The 16,447-nt window shown below is 60.4% G+C and carries 13 protein-coding genes; 8 read left to right on the plus strand and 5 right to left on the minus strand.

Going from position 1 to position 16,447, the window contains the following annotated elements:
• Positions 1-252 precede the first annotated feature (252 nt).
• From BW995_RS09725 to wecB, 3 genes are all read right to left on the minus strand, one after another.
• Positions 253-705: a hypothetical protein gene (locus BW995_RS09725; protein ID WP_076400036.1), complete on the minus strand. Its 453-nt coding sequence runs from the start codon at positions 703-705 to the stop codon at positions 253-255.
• A 155-nt stretch (positions 706-860) separates the two neighbouring features.
• Complete coding sequence (locus BW995_RS09730; protein ID WP_076400038.1) at positions 861-2,240, minus strand: O-antigen ligase family protein; 1,380 nt, start codon at positions 2,238-2,240, stop codon at positions 861-863.
• Positions 2,237-3,346: a non-hydrolyzing UDP-N-acetylglucosamine 2-epimerase gene (gene wecB / locus BW995_RS09735; RefSeq protein ID WP_175617033.1), complete on the minus strand. Its 1,110-nt coding sequence runs from the start codon at positions 3,344-3,346 to the stop codon at positions 2,237-2,239. Before wecB ends, BW995_RS09730 begins: the two co-directional genes overlap by 4 nt.
• 217 nt (positions 3,347-3,563) lie before the next feature.
• On the opposite strand from wecB, the gene asnB reads away from it, so the two are divergent.
• The 6 genes from asnB to BW995_RS09765 all read left to right on the plus strand — a co-directional run bounded on the left by asnB (position 3,564) and on the right by BW995_RS09765 (position 11,420).
• Positions 3,564-5,405: an asparagine synthase (glutamine-hydrolyzing) gene (asnB, locus tag BW995_RS09740; protein ID WP_076400042.1), complete on the plus strand. Its 1,842-nt coding sequence runs from the start codon at positions 3,564-3,566 to the stop codon at positions 5,403-5,405.
• Positions 5,402-6,625, plus strand: coding sequence for a hypothetical protein (locus BW995_RS09745; protein WP_139332848.1), 1,224 nt, complete (start codon positions 5,402-5,404; stop codon positions 6,623-6,625). Before asnB ends, BW995_RS09745 begins: the two co-directional genes overlap by 4 nt.
• Positions 6,616-7,923 carry a hypothetical protein gene (locus BW995_RS09750; protein ID WP_076400046.1) on the plus strand — a complete coding sequence of 436 codons (1,308 nt, stop codon included), beginning with the start codon at positions 6,616-6,618 and terminating at the stop codon, positions 7,921-7,923. The genes BW995_RS09745 and BW995_RS09750 overlap by 10 nt, the downstream gene beginning before the upstream one ends.
• Positions 7,920-9,002, plus strand: a complete 1,083-nt coding sequence (locus BW995_RS09755) for a glycosyltransferase family 4 protein (RefSeq protein WP_084194730.1) — start codon at positions 7,920-7,922, stop codon at positions 9,000-9,002. The genes BW995_RS09750 and BW995_RS09755 overlap by 4 nt, the downstream gene beginning before the upstream one ends.
• The gene (locus tag BW995_RS09760) at positions 8,999-10,174 is read left to right on the plus strand and encodes a nucleotidyltransferase domain-containing protein (protein WP_084194731.1); all 1,176 of its coding nucleotides are present in this window, start codon (positions 8,999-9,001) and stop codon (positions 10,172-10,174) included. Before BW995_RS09755 ends, BW995_RS09760 begins: the two co-directional genes overlap by 4 nt.
• A 142-nt stretch (positions 10,175-10,316) precedes the next feature.
• The gene (locus BW995_RS09765) at positions 10,317-11,420 is read left to right on the plus strand and encodes a GTP pyrophosphokinase (RefSeq protein WP_076400050.1); all 1,104 of its coding nucleotides are present in this window, start codon (positions 10,317-10,319) and stop codon (positions 11,418-11,420) included.
• A gap of 146 nt (positions 11,421-11,566) precedes the next feature.
• On the opposite strand, the gene rtcR is transcribed toward BW995_RS09765, so the two are convergent.
• Complete coding sequence (gene rtcR / locus BW995_RS09770; RefSeq protein WP_076400052.1) at positions 11,567-13,156, minus strand: RNA repair transcriptional activator RtcR; 1,590 nt, start codon at positions 13,154-13,156, stop codon at positions 11,567-11,569.
• 211 nt (positions 13,157-13,367) lie between these two features.
• On the opposite strand from rtcR, the gene BW995_RS09775 reads away from it, so the two are divergent.
• Positions 13,368-14,594, plus strand: coding sequence for an RtcB family protein (locus BW995_RS09775; protein WP_076400054.1), 1,227 nt, complete (start codon positions 13,368-13,370; stop codon positions 14,592-14,594).
• Positions 14,595-14,814: 220 nt separating this feature from the next.
• Positions 14,815-15,831 (plus strand): RNA 3'-terminal phosphate cyclase, encoded by a 1,017-nt coding sequence (gene rtcA / locus BW995_RS09780; protein ID WP_076400442.1) that lies wholly within the window; start codon positions 14,815-14,817, stop codon positions 15,829-15,831.
• 80 nt (positions 15,832-15,911) lie between these two features.
• On the opposite strand, the gene BW995_RS09785 is transcribed toward rtcA, so the two are convergent.
• Positions 15,912-16,424 (minus strand): hypothetical protein, encoded by a 513-nt coding sequence (locus BW995_RS09785; RefSeq protein WP_076400056.1) that lies wholly within the window; start codon positions 16,422-16,424, stop codon positions 15,912-15,914.
• Between the last annotated feature and the right edge of the window lie 23 nt (positions 16,425-16,447).

Here is a 16,447-nt window from a genome sequence, read left to right on the forward strand (position 1 = left end):
AAAATCACTGCGATAAAACAAAAGCCTAGACCAGCGTGCCTGCCTCAGGTCACGGTATACGACAGTTTGAAAACAAGGGCGGGCTGCCGCCCGGACCTGCTCTGGGCCTGAGGCCCCGAACCCCTATTTTTTCTTTTATAATCAAAGGAATGGAGTCTGGGGTCGACTGGCCCCAGCGAGGTGTGGAGCAGCGCTTCACGCCCTTGCCTCCTTACTGTCCTGTAAACCACGCTCACAGTTCTGTCGTGACGGTTATTCCGCGACAGGCACGCTGGCAAGACCGTCTTCGACCAGCACCATCCATGGCAGGCACAACAGAACATCCCGGCTGATGTGGGCCAGCAGTGCGACGCCGTTGACCGGCGGGGGCGGTGCGGAGCGTTGTTCGAGGTCGATCTCGCCGGTTCGGCGAATGACCAGCCCGATCTGCTGGCTGCGGGCCTGCCGGACGATAGTGCGGATCAAGGCCCGGATTTTCTTGTCTTTGGGCAACAGGCCGAGGCGATGATGGATCACCAGCCCACTGCGGGCCGAGCGTTCGTAAAACCGGCAAGAATAGCTGCGCTGCTGATGCTGAAAGGAAAAGTCCAGTGGTCCGACCATTCGACGGCGGGCCAGATTGCCTTTGGCATCAAGAGACAGGGACTTGAGGCTGATCTGGGTACGCGACGGAAGGGAGACGGGATCGACGAGCTCGGACGACACGCAACAACTCCCTTTAATACGATGAGCAAGAAAATATTTCTGCCAAATATGGCCCCACAGACCGGATCTGTCTGCAAGCAGTCAGAATGATACAGGTCTATGGCTGGCGGGCAAGAAAAAGCTCGGAAGAGGGGGGCTGCATCACTGAATGATCGTCAGTCTGCTTCTGTCACCTGCGCGGTGGGCCATGACTGACCATAGCCAATCCCGAGGCAATAGGCCCAGAGGATCGTCAGGGCCGGAATCTGGATGGTAAAGTCAATGATGGCCTGACTTCCCAGCAAGGTGGCGATGGCCAGCGCGGTTGCGGGGTACAGCTGTCCCTGATGGCGCTGTCGCAGGCCGATGGCACAGCGCACGACTGGCCAGCAGACGGCCAGCAACAGACACAGACCGGCAGGCCAGCCCAGATCAACGATCACTTCCAGCCAACTGTTATGGGCGTAATCGTAAATGACATCGCGCGGCAGGCTGACATCGCGATAGATGGAAAATGCCTGCTCAAAGGCCCCCAGCCCGTGGCCGGTCCACGGGCGGTCAGCCACCGCATTCCAGCTCAGACGCATCAGGTTGGGGCGATCACCCTGCCAGTCGCCTTCTCCGCTCATGCGGGCGATGGTGGCTTGTCCGATGGTCAGCAAGGATGCACTCCCCCCCACCACCAGCGCTGCCAGCATGATCAGGGTGACCCGCCAGCGGATCATCTGCCCGACCGTTGCCGCCAGCAGCAGGGTGACGGATGCAAGGCCGGTGACCAGCAAGGCCCCCCGGGAATGGGAAACAAGGACCGCGCACCACAGGATTATAGCGGCCAACACCCATGGCGCACTGCGCCGGACAGACAAGGAGCGTGCCATGGGCAGGGCAGGACGATGCGATCTGGCCTGTCGCAGAGCCATCGCCTGACACAGAACCACTCCGATTCCGGCAAAGGCACCAAAGGCGGCACGCCCGACAAAGGTGCCGGTGGCATCGCCGGGATAGGTCCACTTGTCCAGCCACAGGATTGTCTCTTGCCCCGAGAAGTAAACGGCCAGGGCATACAGGCCGTAAAGGGTGATCCCGATGGCGAGGCTTTTCATCCCGCGTGCGGCGCGGTGGGGCTGCCGTCCCAACTGGGCGGCCAGAAAAAACACCAGCGCGGAGCTTGTCAGGCGCAGCAGGGCGTCGATGGTTTTGGCTGGATCTGCCGACAGCGGGGCCGGGAGTGGTTGCGCCAGTGCCGTGCTGGCATCGTTCCAGATCGGGGAACTGCCGAACCATGAGGTCAACTGCACACCACCCCAGCCCAGCGCCATTACATACAGCAGGGCAGGCAGGCGGAACAGGTGGGCAGGCAGGCCAGGGGAGCAGCGGCCTTGCCAGCGCAGCCCCACCCACAACAGACTGAGGACGGCGACACTGACCGCCATCAGGTTCCACGACCACAGGCGGTTTGCCCCCAGCGGCAGTGGTGCCAGCAGGACGATGGTGCTCAACAGGAAAAACAGCCCGTCATTGGCAGACCAGCGGCGGCGGGAAGGCGGCGGAGTCATGCCGCCGCTGCCTGATGGGACAACAGGTATTCGGCAATCTTGTGCGAGGCCTGTCCGGCACCAAGGTCGGTGAAGGCACCGGCCGGGCGGCCAAAGCGGTCCGGAGTATCGAGAATCGTCTGTGCTGCCTTGAGGATGGCGTGGCTGTCGGTGCCAACCAGCATCGCCCCCTCATTCAGCACCTCCGGGCGTTCGGTGCAGCGGCGCATCACCAGCAACGGCTTGCCGAGGAAGGCGGCTTCTTCCTGAATGCCGCCGGAATCGGTCAGTACCAGCGTGGCCTGTGCCAGCAACTGGATGAACGGCACATAGGATAACGGGCGCAGGATATGCAGATGGGGATGGCTGTTCTGCAAACGGCGGATGGTGGCGGTCAAGGCCGGGTTGGGGTGGACCGGAAAGACAATCTGGTTGCCGCGTTCGGCCAGCGCCACCAGGGCCTGTTCCACCTGCAGCAAACGACTGCGGGTCAGGTTTTCGCGGCGGTGCAGGGTGCAGACGATGAGGGGCTGTTGGCAAGAACGGGGCGGCAGGTTGGCCAGAGCCTGGCTGTGCTCCATGCTGCGGGCCAGCAGCAGGGCATCAATGACGGTGTTGCCGCTGACAACAATGTTGGCCGCCGGAATCCCCTCGCGCAGCAGGTTGTCGCGGGCGGTCTGGCTGGGGGCAAAGTGCAGGTTGGCAACCTGTCCGATGATCCGCCGGTTCATTTCTTCCGGCCACGGCTGCTCGGGATCTCCGGTTCGCAGGCCGGCCTCGACGTGGGCGACCTTGATGCCGTGCTGAAAGCCGGTCACTGCCGCGGCCATGGCAGAGGTCGTATCCCCCTGAACCAGAATCCAGTCCGGTCGCTCCAGGTCAAGGATACGGGGCAGGTCGGCAAGGATGCGGCTGCTGATGCTGTTCAGCGATTGCCGGTCATGCATGACATCCAGATTGTGGTGGGGGGTGATGTGAAAATCGGCCAGTCCCTGCACAAGCAGCTCGCGATGCTGTCCCGTCAGGCAGATGCAGGTGTTTATCTCGCTACGATCATTCAGTCGGTGAATGACCGGGGATAATTTGATCGCTTCGGGGCGAGTGCCGATGATAACCAGGATGCGCACGGTCCCTCCAGCCAAAGGCATTTCAACGCATGTGGGATTTAATTTCTTGTTTTCATGTTATACTTGTGCATTCTTGACGGGAAAAGCAAGAATAAAATTACCTAGAATAGATATTGTATTATAAGATATCATATCAATGGTTTCTGCAAGGCAGAACTTTGGTGGTATTTTTCATCAGTTGGTATGATCAAATCAAACGGAAGCAGGTGGTCTGTGCATGTGCGGTCTGGTTGCAATATCGCAGCTCGGGGGGAATGTGCCACCCCATGCTTTCCAGACCGCCATGGCCTGTATTGCCCATCGTGGACCGGATGGTGAGGGGCAGGTTTCCCGCCGGAACGGACGTTTGTCGATGGGGCATCGCCGGTTGGCGCTGTTCGCTCCCGGACGGACGGGCGACCAGCCGATGGTTGCGCCGTGGGGCGATACGATCATCTTTAACGGATCGCTGTACAATTATCCGGAACTCCGGGCCGAATTGCAGGGGTTGGGCTATCCGTTCCACAGTGACAGCGATACCGAAGTCCTGCTGGCGGCCTGGCACGCCTGGGGAGAACAGGCGCTGGGCCGTTTCAATGGCACCTGGGCCTTTGTCCTGCACGAAGCATCCTCGGATCGCTTGATCATCAGCCGTGACCGTCTGGGGGTTCGCCCGCTGTATGCCTGTTGTGCCCACGACCGTCTGGTGTTGGCCAGTGAAGTGCGGGCGGTGGTGGCGGCGGCGGACCTGCCGGTGGTGATCAACCGCGAGATGGCCTTTGATTTTCTGTCGCTGGGGCTGACCGACCATCACCACAAAACGCTGATTGATGGCGTGGTGCAGGTCCCGGCAGGGGCGCTCTGGATTCAGCAGGCCGACGGGCATGTCGAGCATCGCCAGTATCACCATTGGCCTGATGTTGAACCGGACCTGACCGCCGGGCAGGTGGCGGCCGAGCTTCCGGCCCTGTTGATGCAGGCAACCGCCTTGCGCTTGCGAGCCCATGTTCCAGTGGCTGCCCAATTGTCCGGCGGGGTTGATTCCGGTTCGGTGGCATGGGCGCTGGGCCAGCATGACTTTAACGGCGGCAGCACGTTTCTCGGCCTGTTCGGCTATGGCTATCAGGCCGGGGGCGAAGCCTTTGACGAAATTCCCCGTGCCCGCACCACCTGGCAAAAGGTGGCGCCGCATGTGCCCTTTCACGAAATCCGGGTCGATCCAACGCCAACCATGGACGATCTGGAGAGCTTTTTGTGGGCGCAGGAGTTGCCGGTGGGAACCCCCAGTCCGCTGGCGGGCTTGCGGCTGTACCGGGCGATGCGGCAGGCTGGCGCAACGGTGGCGCTGGCCGGGGATGGCAGCGATGAACTGTTCGCAGGCTATACCCGCCGCTATCTGCCGGTCCTGTTGCGGGATGCGCTGCGGGGCGGGGACTGGCGGCGGGCAAAGGCCCTGTGGGGCAATGACGAGCTGACCCCCGCTGGCGCACTGGCCCGTCTGGCGTGGAGCCTGCCCCACGGCATGCTGCATCTGTTGATGGATCGCAGGCCGCACGTGATGGCGCTGCAGGACGATTTCCGGAACGATCTGCGGCCCCGCCTGCACAGTCTGGCCGACCATCAGCGACAACCGCTGTCGATGATGCGGTTGTCTGATGTGCAGGGGGGGCTGTTGGGGCAGGTGTTGCGCTATGCCGACCGCAATGCGATGGCTGCGGGGATGGAATCCCGCTCGCCATTTCTCGACCATCGCATTGCCGAGCTGGCGATGCGGCTGCCGATGAGCGAAAAGGTCGGGCCGCGCGGAGGCAAACAGCCGGTGCGGCTGGCAATGGCGTCACTGTTGCCGCCCGAAGTCATCGAGGGGCCGAAAAACCGTGGTCTCGGTCATGCCGAGCAGTTCCGCATTGGGGCATTGCCGCTGTCTGATGTACTGACCGACCTGCCTCTGGGGGCCGATGAGTTCATCAATGCGCCGCGTCTGGCCGATGCCTTGCGCCGTGCTCCAACGGACCCCCGCCTGTGGTGGCCGGTCTGTTTCCTGCTGTGGCTGCGGCAGGTGGAGCAACGCTGGCCATGAACAGGTCGTCCTTTGCGGCATTTGTTGCGGCTCTGCTGCGCGACCATGGCCCGGAGGCTGCCGAGGTTCGCCACGAGCTGTTTTTTCAAAGTCACAAGCCGTTTCCCACCCTTCGCGGCTGGGGGGCCGTCCTGCGGGATGCCCGTTTGCTGGCAAAAGGGAAGGCCGGAGCGGTGATCCGGCAGGAAAAGCCGCTGGCGGTGCTGGTGGCGACGCTGGCCGGTGCCAGTGGCTGGCAGACGCTGGCCCGTGCCCTGCCGGCACTTCGGCAGGCAGGGTTGCAGCCGGTCATTCTGGCGCACCCGCGTTTGCCGGATGCGCTGTTTCCAGCGGACATTCCGCTGATGCGCCCGCTGGGAGGCAGGCTGCGGGCCGGGGTGTCTGACGGCAAGTGCGGTGTGCGGGCCGCCCGCCTGCGGTTGTCGATGTGGCAGGCAGCGATTGACAGGACGTTGCACGGGCTGCACGGCGTGCTGATTATGCACAATGATTTCGACATGATGAGCACCGCCTGCCTGTCGCGCGGCTGGCCAACCGTCTGCCTGCAACACGGCATTCCGACCGATGAGTTTTTCCCCTGCCGGGCCGACTATCAGGTCGTCTGGAGCGAGCTGTGCCGGCGGGCTTTCCTGAAGGCCGGTGTCCCGCCCGAGCGGGTGATTGTCGATGCCCTGGGACGGGGTGAAGAGGGAGGGCTGGCTCCCTCCGGGCCGCCGCAGGATATCGCGGTGGTTTCCCAGCAGCAGGCGGTGATCTTTGGCAACCAGCTTCCCTTTGCCTTGACCGGCTTTGTCTCTGAACTGGTGGCAACCGGTCTGCCTGTACAGGTGTTGCTGCATCCCGCCGAGAGGGGGCGCAGCTCCTATGGTTCGGCGCCGGTCAGTGTGCCACCCCATGCCCGGCTGGTGCGGGGCTCTGCCCCGGCAATGGTGCTGGCCTATTGCTCGACCATGGCCCTTGAGGCTGCCGCGCTGGGGCACTGGGTGGTGACGCTGGACTGGTCCTTTGATGGCAACCAGCTGGCCCGCCGGGTTGCCCAGCCGCCGTTAAAGGTTCACACGCCACTGGAGGTCGTGCGATTGTTCCACCGTCTCGGTCAGGATGATGCCTTTCGTGCCGAATGGGCAGAGCAGCAACGGACCTGGCTGACTGACTCTTTTTCTGCCTCCCCCGGCGGCCTTGGCCGTCTGCTTGCCATGATCGTATCGCCATGTCCCTGATCCTGATCTTTCTTTACAGCCTGCTGGTGACCCTGACCGATCTGCTGTCTGCCGTGCTGTATGCCCACAATCCCCTCAGCGAGGGGATTGCCGTGCTGCGCTACAGCCGGGATGGCCTGATGGTCCTGCTGGCGCTATGGGGTATCTTTCATGCCTGGAGAGCGGGGAAAGTGTTCACGCTGGCCGTGCTGTATGTGGGATTCATCGCAGCCTATGGGGTCATTGCAACCGATGATGTCGATATGCTGCTGCTGGTCGGGTCGGCGGTCAAACTGGCCCTGCCGGTGATGCTGGTGGCGGCAGGCTATGGGGCGCTGCGCACGCCCGGACGCCTACAGGCCTATGCGGTCTTCGCCGCCGGGCTGGCGATGGTCTCGACCCTGTTTGGCGCGTGGGATATCCGGCATACCGATTTCTGGGTCGAAACCGTGCAGTACGGACATTACCTGAACGGTATCAAGGGGATCGTGACCGGGTTCGACTGGTACTATGTGCTACCGTTCAACTTCTTCGGCTATGAATATGCCCGGCGGGCTGCCGGGCTGGTGGCGGCTCCGCTGGCGCAGGGCAGCTTTGTGGCGGTGGGGGCGATGCTGGGCTTTGCCGCCTTGCAGCGCAAATCCTTTGGGCTGGCCCTGCTGGTGTTGCTGGTGGGCATGGTGGGGGTGTGGCAAAGCGGGACCCGGGGGGCGATGCTGGTGCTGGTGATTGCCTTGCCGGTTTTTCTGGTTCTCAGCGGACGGGGCGGAGCCGGGTTCCGCAATTTTGCGGTGCTGTTCGGGCTGCTGCTGGGCAGTTACGAAGGCTTGCAGTTCGTGTTGTCCTATACCGTCAATCTACAGGATGGTTCGACGATCGGCCACGTCGAGGCCCTGCAGAAAAACATCACCGATCTGCCGCAGGTGATCCTGTTCGGCCCCGGTCTGGGAGCATCGGGCGCTTTGGCGGCTGATTTGGGGCTGGAGCTGGCCGGTGGGGGGGAAGGGGCCATTTTTGCCATTACCTACCAGCTTGGGGTTCCGGCAGCGCTGGTGTTCCTGCTGTGGTATGGGGTGATCACCCGTCGCTGCATCGCGACCTTTCGCCAGCACAGCGCGACGGTTACTGGCGATTTGGCTCTGGCCTGCGGGGCCTTGTCCATCGGCATGGTAACCACCTTCATTTCGTCCGACCACCTGTTCAGCCTGTCGGGGCTGGGATTGTTCTGGATTGTGCTGGGCGGGGTGATGGCGCAGTACACCGCGCCAGTGGTCGGCGCGACCAGTGACGAGACGGTCGGGCAGGAGGTCGCCGCATGATCCGTGTCCTGACCGTTCACTGCGAATTTCGTCCGCAGTCCAGCGGGGTGGCCCGCCATATCGAGGGCCTGTCGCGTGCCCTGCTGGCGCGGGGGGATATCGAGCCGGTCATTCTGGCGCAAAATCTGGTCAAGGTGCCGGACGACTATCCCGGTCAGGTCGATGCCGGGGGCTTTGGCCGCCTGCTGCCCCTGATCCGAACGGCGGATGTGGTGCATGTGCATGGCTCGCGCACCGGCATTTCGGCGCTGGCGTTGCGGTTGGCCCGCTGGCTGGGCAAGCCGGTGGTGTTTACGCCGCACTGTTACTATCAGGGGGGAACCCGCCTGCAGCAGGGGCTGAAACGCGGCTGGGACCTGTTGATCGAGCGCGGGACCGTGCGCGGTGCGGATGCGGTGATTTTGCTGCATTCCGGCTGGTCGCAGGTGATGCAGGACATTGGCCTGTGTGGCCAGCGGGAGGAAATCATCCCCAACTGCCTTGATGCCGACGCCCTGATGGCGCGCTTGCAGCAGGCCGGGCAGCGTCGGTTGTCGGGGGCACCGGCGATGCTGTCGGTCGGACGTCTGGACCCGGTCAAGCGGCTGGATGACGGCATCCGGGCCTTGAGCGAACCCGGCATGGAGCAGGCCGAATTCCACATCGTCGGGCAGGGAGTCGATCGCGAACGCCTGGAAGCCCTCGCCATGCAGTGGGGTGTTGCAGCACGGGTGCATTTCCACGGCTGGCAGGACGATGCCTGCACGGCGGCGATGATGAAGGGCTGTGACGTGATGCTGTTGGCCTCTGAACGCGAAGGCTTGCCGACGGTGTTGCTGGAATCCCTGCTGGCCGGGGTGCCGATGGCGATCAGCGATATCGAGGGAAACCGGGCGATTGCCGATGTGGTCGGCTGGCCGTTCCGCTTTCCGGTCGGCGAGGGGGCGGCTTTGGCCCGCTGTGTTGCCGACTGCGTGGCGTCGGGGGTTGACCCCGCCGTGCGCGAGGCGGTCTTGCAGCAGTTCAGTTGGCAAAGCCGGGCCAATGAGGTTGCCGCGCTGTATCTGGATCTTTTGCGGCAGCGGGGGCGGTGTGGATGACAATGCCTGTCCTGCAGCCGGAGTTTCTGGCCCTGTGCCAGTGTGTGCGGCTGGCAGTGTCCCCGACAACCAGCCCCGACGCGCTGCGTGCCGCCGGGCAGATCCTGCAACAGGTCCGCGATTGGGACGCCTTTGTTGCCGGGGCAGCCCGTCATCGGGTCGAGCCGCTGGTTCTGCGGGGGGCCGCTGTGGTCGCGGCAGGGAGCATCCCGGACTCCGCTGTGCGCGTGTTGCAAACCCGTGTCCGACAGGGCACGCTGGGGGGCCTGAAACAGCTCGGCGAGCTGTTGCGGCTGCTGGGAGAGCTGACCGCTGCCGGAATACCGGCTTTGGTGATCAAGGGCTTGCCGCTGTCGCAAAAGCTGTACGGTGATCCGTTCCAGCGTTCTGCCGGAGACATTGACCTGCTGGTACCGCCGGATCGCTATGCCGAGGCCCATCAGGTGCTGATTTCTGCCGGGTATCGGCGGCTGGACAGTGGCGATGCGGAGTTACCGTCGCAGGTGGTGCAGAGCCACTGCAAGGACATCAGCTATCGGCGTGGGGCGTTGGTGATCGAGGTGCATTTACGCCTTGGTGATGACCCGAGCCAGCCTGAGGCGAGCTTTGCCGACCTGTGGCATCGGCGTGAAGAGATCGCTCTGGCTGGCGGGCGTGTTCCCTGTCTGGGGCAGGCGGACCTGTTGCCCTATCTGCTGGAGCACGGCGCGCGGCATGGCTGGGATCGCCTGTGCTGGCTGGCCGATATTGCCCTGTTGCTGCGCGACCCACAGCAGCGCCAGTCTTTGGGCGGTCCCCCGGTAGCCGGACGGCAGATCGGCCATACCCTCGACCTGCTGCACCTGTGGCTGGGAGACGGCGAGGACGGGCAGGGCCTGCACAGTGATCCGCGCAGGCTGGACTGGTTCCTCGCCGCGTTCTTTGCCGGACGCCGCTGGCTTGACCGCCCGGTACGGGGAAGCTGGCCGTGGTTGCTGCGGGAACTGCGCGCCCGTCGCTGGCGGCTGTATCTGGCCGGAGGCTGGCGGCAAGGCCCGCATGTGTTGTGGCAGGCGTTGCTGAACCCGGTGGATCAGGCGGTCTTGCCGTTGCCAGAGCGTTGGGCGTTCCTCTATCCGCTGTTGCGTCCGCTGGGATGGGTGTTGCGCAACTTTGGGCGGCACCGGGGATGACGTCCGAGAATGAGATTTTTGACAATGCGGAATTGTTTTTGGATGGGTGCAATTCAGAATTGTTGATAATTTTTTGTTTCTAGTAAATTGTATCGGAGCCTTCTTGGGTTTGTAGTCCATCTATCTCATCAAGGATATTGCTATGCCTTTTGATTCAAGTCTTATTGATCCTGCAGTTGCTCGCTACCGTAGGGAGCGTGATCGCTATGTGAAACTTGCCGATCGAGTCGCTGAAATTTGTCGGGGAGATGTTTGTGAGCAGAATGCAATACGTGCTCAGGTGACCTTCCGGGTAAAGACGGAGAAGTCATTTGAGGCAAAGCTTCGGCGTTTTTCATCAGATGAACATAGAAATTATTCTAACATAGATGAAATATTTGATTCTATTAGTGATTTGGCAGGTGTAAGAATATCGGCTTATCAATATGAAGATTGCAATCGTATTGTAGATGGGTTGAAATCTGTATTTCGTGGTCCTGTGAATGAAAAAGATATTTCCATAGATGTGAAAGATAAAAAAAATGATGATAACTCAAAATATTATAGAGCTATTCATGTTCAAGTATCATTGATTGATGATGATCTTGTTGGAACTTATGATAATGTTGGAGACATAAGTTGTGAAATACAAGTATGTACAATGATGGCCCATGTGTGGAATGAAATAGAGCATGACATTGGCTATAAAACAGAATTTGTAGGTCTATCTAAAGATGAGGCATATCATTTAGATCAGCTTGGGGCTTTGGTGCGTCAAGGGGATATTTCTATTTCATCTCTCATGAAATCCCATGATCGCAAAAGGAATGATCAGATTAAAAAGGCGGATGGTAGTGATCTCGGGCAGGAATTTGTTGATGTTCATGGTTTTGTGAGTCGGATGCGTGATTTTTATGGGGAATTTACACCAAGTTTCCCGGAGAATTCTGGGCAACTTTTTGATATCTGTTGTGACTTGGGTATAAAGTCTCTTCATGATGTCCGTAATGTATTAGGTGATTTAAATTTTGATAATGCAAGAAAAGATCTTGTAGAGTTCAATGAAATTATATCCGGAGAAGGTCTTCATGAGTTGTGTCTTTCCCCTGAAACATCTGATTTGATGTTGATAAGTTTAATTGGGAAGAAATTAGATGATATTTTGGTTTTATTGAAAGGTAGGGCAGGGAGAGGTAAGGGTCGCCCTACCAGATTGCATAGGATAGTTTTGAATTATAATAAAATTTCTCATAATTTGAAGAAATGAGGTATTGATACTTTAGGGTGGTACGGTTTTTATCTTATTCCATCTGGAATCGAAATAAAGTATTTAGAAAATTGAGCGCAAAAATCTGAGCTAGTTTTGTGATCACTGCTTTAGACGATGGCAATGTGTATGCTTAGAGCCTGCCGTCAGGCGCGGGTGAGGGCCTGCCAGTCCAGCCCAAAGCGGGCGAGATATTTGCGCAAGCGGTCGGCATCGTTGGTGCTGGCCCGCTGCTGGCGCGAGGCGGCAAACAGCGTGCGGCCTGCTTCGGACAGCGAACGGCTGTGCTGGCAGACCTGCACCACATAGGCCAACTGCACCCGGTCAAAGGGATCAAGGGCGGTGAGCTGGTCGGTCGCAAGAATGCTGTCCAGACCATCGCCCTCATCGGCTGACCCACTCCACTGGCGTTGCAGGCGGGCTATTTCATTGGCAACCGTCGCCAGATCAATGCGCCCCTGTGGTGAAAAGGTCGCCATGCGGGTGATGCTGGCGGCCAGATCGCGGAAATTGCCACTCCACAGGGCGGCGGGCGATTCCGCAAAGGCGAGGTAGTGTTCGCGGGCTTCCTTGTTAAAGCTGATCTGGTCGCCTTCGCGTGCGGCATACCGCTCCAGCTCGTAGTCCAGATTGGGGGCGATGTCTTCGCGGCGCCGGGCCAGACCGGGCAGGCTGAAGGTCCACAGGGTGAGCCGGGCAAACAGGTCGGCGCGGAAGGTTCCCCGGCGGGCGCACTCGGCCAGATCGCGGTTGGTCCCGGCCAGCAATTGAAAGTCGCTGTTGACCTCGCGGTCCGATCCGACCGGCAGGAACCGCTTGTCTTCGATGGCGCGCAGGATCATCGCCTGCTCGTCAAGGCCCAGTTCGCCGATTTCGTCAAGGAACAGCACCCCGCCGTCCGCCGCCCGCAGTAACCCGGCGCGGTCGGCTGCCGCGCCGGTAAAGGCGCCTTTCTTGTGACCAAACAGCGCCGACATGGCGCTGTCACCGCGCAGCGTGGCGCAATTGACCTCGACAAAAGCCCCGCTGACCTGTCGTTTCAGCTTTTTCAGGTCAAAAATCCGCCGGGCAAGCTGGCTTTTCCCGGCTCCGGTTGGTCCCATCAGCACAATGGGCGCGCGGGTGCGGCTGGCAACCTGCTCGATTTCGTCGATCATGGTGTTGAAGGCAGCGTTGCGGGTGGCAATCCCCGACTTCAGGAACGAGCTGCTTTCGGCTTGTTCGCGGGCAAAGCGGGTGGCGATGGTGTCATAGCGCGACAAGTCCAGATCAATGACATTCCACCGGCCTGCCGCCTCGCTGCTGCCCCGGTTGGGATAGGTTTGCAGCAGGCGGCCGGGCAGATAGTGCGCCTCGGTAAGCAGGAACAGGCAAATCTGTGCGACGTGCGTGCCGGTGGTGATGTGGATCAGGCCGTCTTCGGTTTCCGGGTCGAGCGGCCGCGAGCGGGCAAAGTCCAGCAGCGTTCCATAGACCTCCTCGAAATCCCACGGGTCGGCAAAGTCGATCACATGGCGCTCGATCCGCGTTTCCGGCGAGACCGAGGCGATATCATCACAGGTCTGTTCGGCCAGAGCATGATGGGCACTGCCATGAAGCATGACAAGGCGGTCGATCCGCAAATCGTCATGCATGAACATCCCCACCGATGGCCGCCAGCCATACCAGCGGGCCGGGCCGGGCCTGGGGGCATCAATGGTGGGGCCGAGAAAGCCAAGGACGGTGATTTTCTTCATGGGGAAAGATTATATGAATTTATAAATAGCGATATAAATTTCTCGGTCATTCGGGTGAAGAATGGGTTTTTACTGGTGCAGATTAGAAAATTAATTAATTTTATCAATGTATTATTATTTTCTGTTCGGTGGCGGCAGCGTTTGGCATCCGGCCTGCAATGTCCTTGGCACCGGGGTATTCACCCCTGCTGATCACAACAGGAGAGCCGCCATGAGCACTGTGTCCTGCGATACCCTTTCCGCCGATGCTGGCGTTCCCGTCAAACTGTGGACCCGTGGCGTGCCGGTGGATGACAATGCCCGCACCCAACTGCTCCGCACCGCCAGCATGCCGTTTATCTTTCATCATGTTGCGGTCATGCCGGATGTTCATCTTGGCATCGGGGCAACGGTTGGCTCGGTGATCCCGACCAAAGGAGCGGTCATCCCGGCGGCGGTGGGGGTCGATATCGGCTGTGGCATGATGGCCGCCCGCACGTCGTTGATGGCGCAGGACCTGCCGGACTCGCTGGAGCCGATCCGCGCTGCCATCGAGCGTGCCGTCCCGCATGGGCGCAGTGTCGGGCGCGGCAAACGCGACGACGGAGCATGGGGCGCACCGCCGCCGGCGATTGTCGAGGCGTGGGCAACGCTGTCGGCCCGCTTTGACCGGCTGTGTGAAAGGTACCCGCGTCTGAACAAGGCCAACCACCTGACCCATCTGGGGACGCTGGGGACCGGCAACCATTTCATCGAACTGTGTCTGGATCAGGACGCCCGCGTCTGGATCATGCTGCACTCCGGCTCGCGCGGGGTGGGGCACGCCATCGGCTCGTTCTTTATCGAACTGGCAAAGCAGGACATGCGCAAGTGGTTCATCAACCTGCCCGACGAAGACCTGGCCTATTTCCCCGAGGGCACCGATCATTTCAATGATTACGTCGAGGCGGTCGGCTGGGCGCAAGATTTTGCGGCCCTCAATCGCCGGGTGATGATGAGCAACATCATCGCCGCCCTGCGCGGGCAAATCAGCAAGCCGTTCGACGCTGAGATGGAGGCGGTGAACTGCCACCACAACTATGTCAGCCGCGAAAACCACTTTGGCGAAAGCGTGCTGGTGACGCGCAAGGGCGCGGTGCGCGCCAGCAAGGGCACGCTGGGGATCATTCCCGGCTCGATGGGTGCCAAGAGCTTCATCGTCCGCGGGCTGGGCAACCCGGAGAGCTTTGAAAGCTGCAGCCACGGCGCAGGCCGGGTGATGTCGCGGAACGAGGCCAAAAAGCTGGTGACGCTGGACGAGCATATCCACGACACCCAGGGGGTTTGCTGTCGCAAGGACGCCAGCGTCATTGACGAAACCCCCCGAGCCTACAAGCCGATTGATGCGGTGATGGCCGCTCAGGCCGATCTGGTGGAGATCATCCACACCCTGAAGCAGGTGGTGTGCGTCAAGGGATAGAGCATTGTGCGAAAAGTGGGAACCGGTTTTCGCAACAACAATGCGGCATGAAAAAACCAGCATTGTGCGAAAAGTGGGAACCGGTTTTCGCAAAAACAATGCGACCGAACAAAAGATTAGAGCAGCGTGCCTGCATCCGGTTTAACGCACGCTGCTTCAGGATGATGGTCGCAGAGTTTCACAAAATGATATGGTACGACAAAGGGGACGGACAGTGACCATGATACTCATTGATGGATCTGAAGGCGAAGGTGGCGGGCAAATTCTCCGCAATGCGGCTGCGTTGTCGCTGATCACCGGAAGCCCGTTTTCGATCAGCAACATTCGCGGCAAGCGCCCGAAGCCCGGCCTGATGCGTCAGCACCTGACCGCGCTGGAGGCGGCCTGCGCCATCTCCGGCAGCACGTGCGACGGGCTGAGCGTCGGGTCATCCGGGATCACCTTCCACCCCGGCCGGGTGGTGGGCGGTGAGTACCGCTTTGCGGTGGGGACGGCGGGCAGCACGGCGCTGGTGCTGCAAACGGTCCTGTTTCCCCTCGTGCTGGCCGACACACCGTCGCGGCTGATTCTCGAAGGGGGGACGCACGCCATACAGGCTCCGCCGTTTGATTTCATCGAACGGGTGTTTCTGCCGCTGGTCAACCGGATGGGACCGCAGGTTTCGGCCCGCCTTGTCCGTCATGGCTTTTATCCGCGTGGTGGCGGGCGGATCGAAATCGACATCACCCCGGCCCCGCTGCGCCCGCTGGACTGCCTCGACCGGGGCGAGCTGCTGGCGGTCTCCGGGCAGGCGGTGTTCAGTGGTCTGGTTCCCGAGATTGCACGGCGGATGATGTCGCAGGCGCAGAAAGACCTTCCCGACTGGCCGGAGACCGCCTTTGCGCTACGCCAGTTGCCCGAGGATCAGGGGCCGGGGGTGGCCTTGATGCTGGAGGCGCGCCATACCCACGGAACGGAAATGGTCAGCGCGTTCGGGCAGATGGGGGTATCGGCGGAAAAGCTCGGCAAGACCGCCGCCGCGCGGATGAACGGCTATCTGAGCTCCACCGCTTTTGCCGGTCCCTATCTGGCGGATCAACTGATCCTGCCGTTTGCTCTGGCGGGCAAGGGGCGTTTTACCACCGTCAAGCTCAGCCAGCACACCCTGAGTGCCATCGATATCGTGCAGCGCTTCACCGGAAAGGCCATTGCCGTTACCCAAGGGGACGATGGGGGGTATCTGGTGGAGATCCAGTAAACAGGATCGTGGAGCGCTGCTCCACACCTCGCCGGGGCCTGAGGCCCCGGACCTCATCACTGCGCTCTGATGAGTTTGGTTTAAGGGAGCGGACCTTCTCTCAGTGCAACCCCAAGGACAGCACTATTGAGTACAGAATAGTCACAGGAATAGTTGGCAATCACCCAATCGCCATTTTTTCCATTCATGATCATGGCCTTGTCGCCATAATAGCGAACATGCCCATGCTTTTCATCAAGCCATGCATAGCTTTCAAAGCGTGTCTCTGACATTTTGTCGGTCCACTTGATGCCATACTGTGCCTGCTTCTCAATAAAGGGTGTGCACAAGTATCCCGCTGTATTAATCACCGTGCCTGCCCAGCATACAAGGTCAGTGCGGCAGGCCGAGTTGCTCATTTCAGCGAGCTGCGTGCTCCTTTGCGTGATACCGATCGTTCCAGCAGCATAGCCGGAGATAGACGCGCCGACGAGCAAGCCGAAGGCCAAGAGGAGAAACTTGCGGCGTCGTCCTTTGGCAAACACAGCATAGACGGCGATCCCGAGGCAGGCGATGGCGAGGCCAATTGAAAGAAGACCAAGAAATATAACCATTTATGATTCCGCTTCGTGTAATT

Source organism: Insolitispirillum peregrinum (assembly GCF_900156605.1).
Lineage (GTDB): Bacteria > Pseudomonadota > Alphaproteobacteria > Rhodospirillales > Rhodospirillaceae > Insolitispirillum > Insolitispirillum peregrinum.

Excerpts from the sequence above, each read along its gene's own strand:
- BW995_RS09730 (WP_076400038.1), bottom strand. The coding sequence starts at position 2,240 with ATGACTCCGCCGCCTTCCCGCCGCCGCTGGTCTGCCAATGACGGGCTG.
- asnB (WP_076400042.1), top strand. The coding sequence starts at position 3,564 with ATGTGCGGTCTGGTTGCAATATCGCAGCTCGGGGGGAATGTGCCACCC.
- BW995_RS09745 (WP_139332848.1), top strand. The coding sequence starts at position 5,402 with ATGAACAGGTCGTCCTTTGCGGCATTTGTTGCGGCTCTGCTGCGCGAC.
- BW995_RS09750 (WP_076400046.1), top strand. The coding sequence starts at position 6,616 with ATGTCCCTGATCCTGATCTTTCTTTACAGCCTGCTGGTGACCCTGACC.
- BW995_RS09755 (WP_084194730.1), top strand. The coding sequence starts at position 7,920 with ATGATCCGTGTCCTGACCGTTCACTGCGAATTTCGTCCGCAGTCCAGC.
- BW995_RS09760 (WP_084194731.1), top strand. The coding sequence starts at position 8,999 with ATGACAATGCCTGTCCTGCAGCCGGAGTTTCTGGCCCTGTGCCAGTGT.
- BW995_RS09765 (WP_076400050.1), top strand. The coding sequence starts at position 10,317 with ATGCCTTTTGATTCAAGTCTTATTGATCCTGCAGTTGCTCGCTACCGT.
- rtcR (WP_076400052.1), bottom strand. The coding sequence starts at position 13,156 with ATGAAGAAAATCACCGTCCTTGGCTTTCTCGGCCCCACCATTGATGCC.
- BW995_RS09775 (WP_076400054.1), top strand. The coding sequence starts at position 13,368 with ATGAGCACTGTGTCCTGCGATACCCTTTCCGCCGATGCTGGCGTTCCC.
- rtcA (WP_076400442.1), top strand. The coding sequence starts at position 14,815 with ATGATACTCATTGATGGATCTGAAGGCGAAGGTGGCGGGCAAATTCTC.
- BW995_RS09785 (WP_076400056.1), bottom strand. The coding sequence starts at position 16,424 with ATGGTTATATTTCTTGGTCTTCTTTCAATTGGCCTCGCCATCGCCTGC.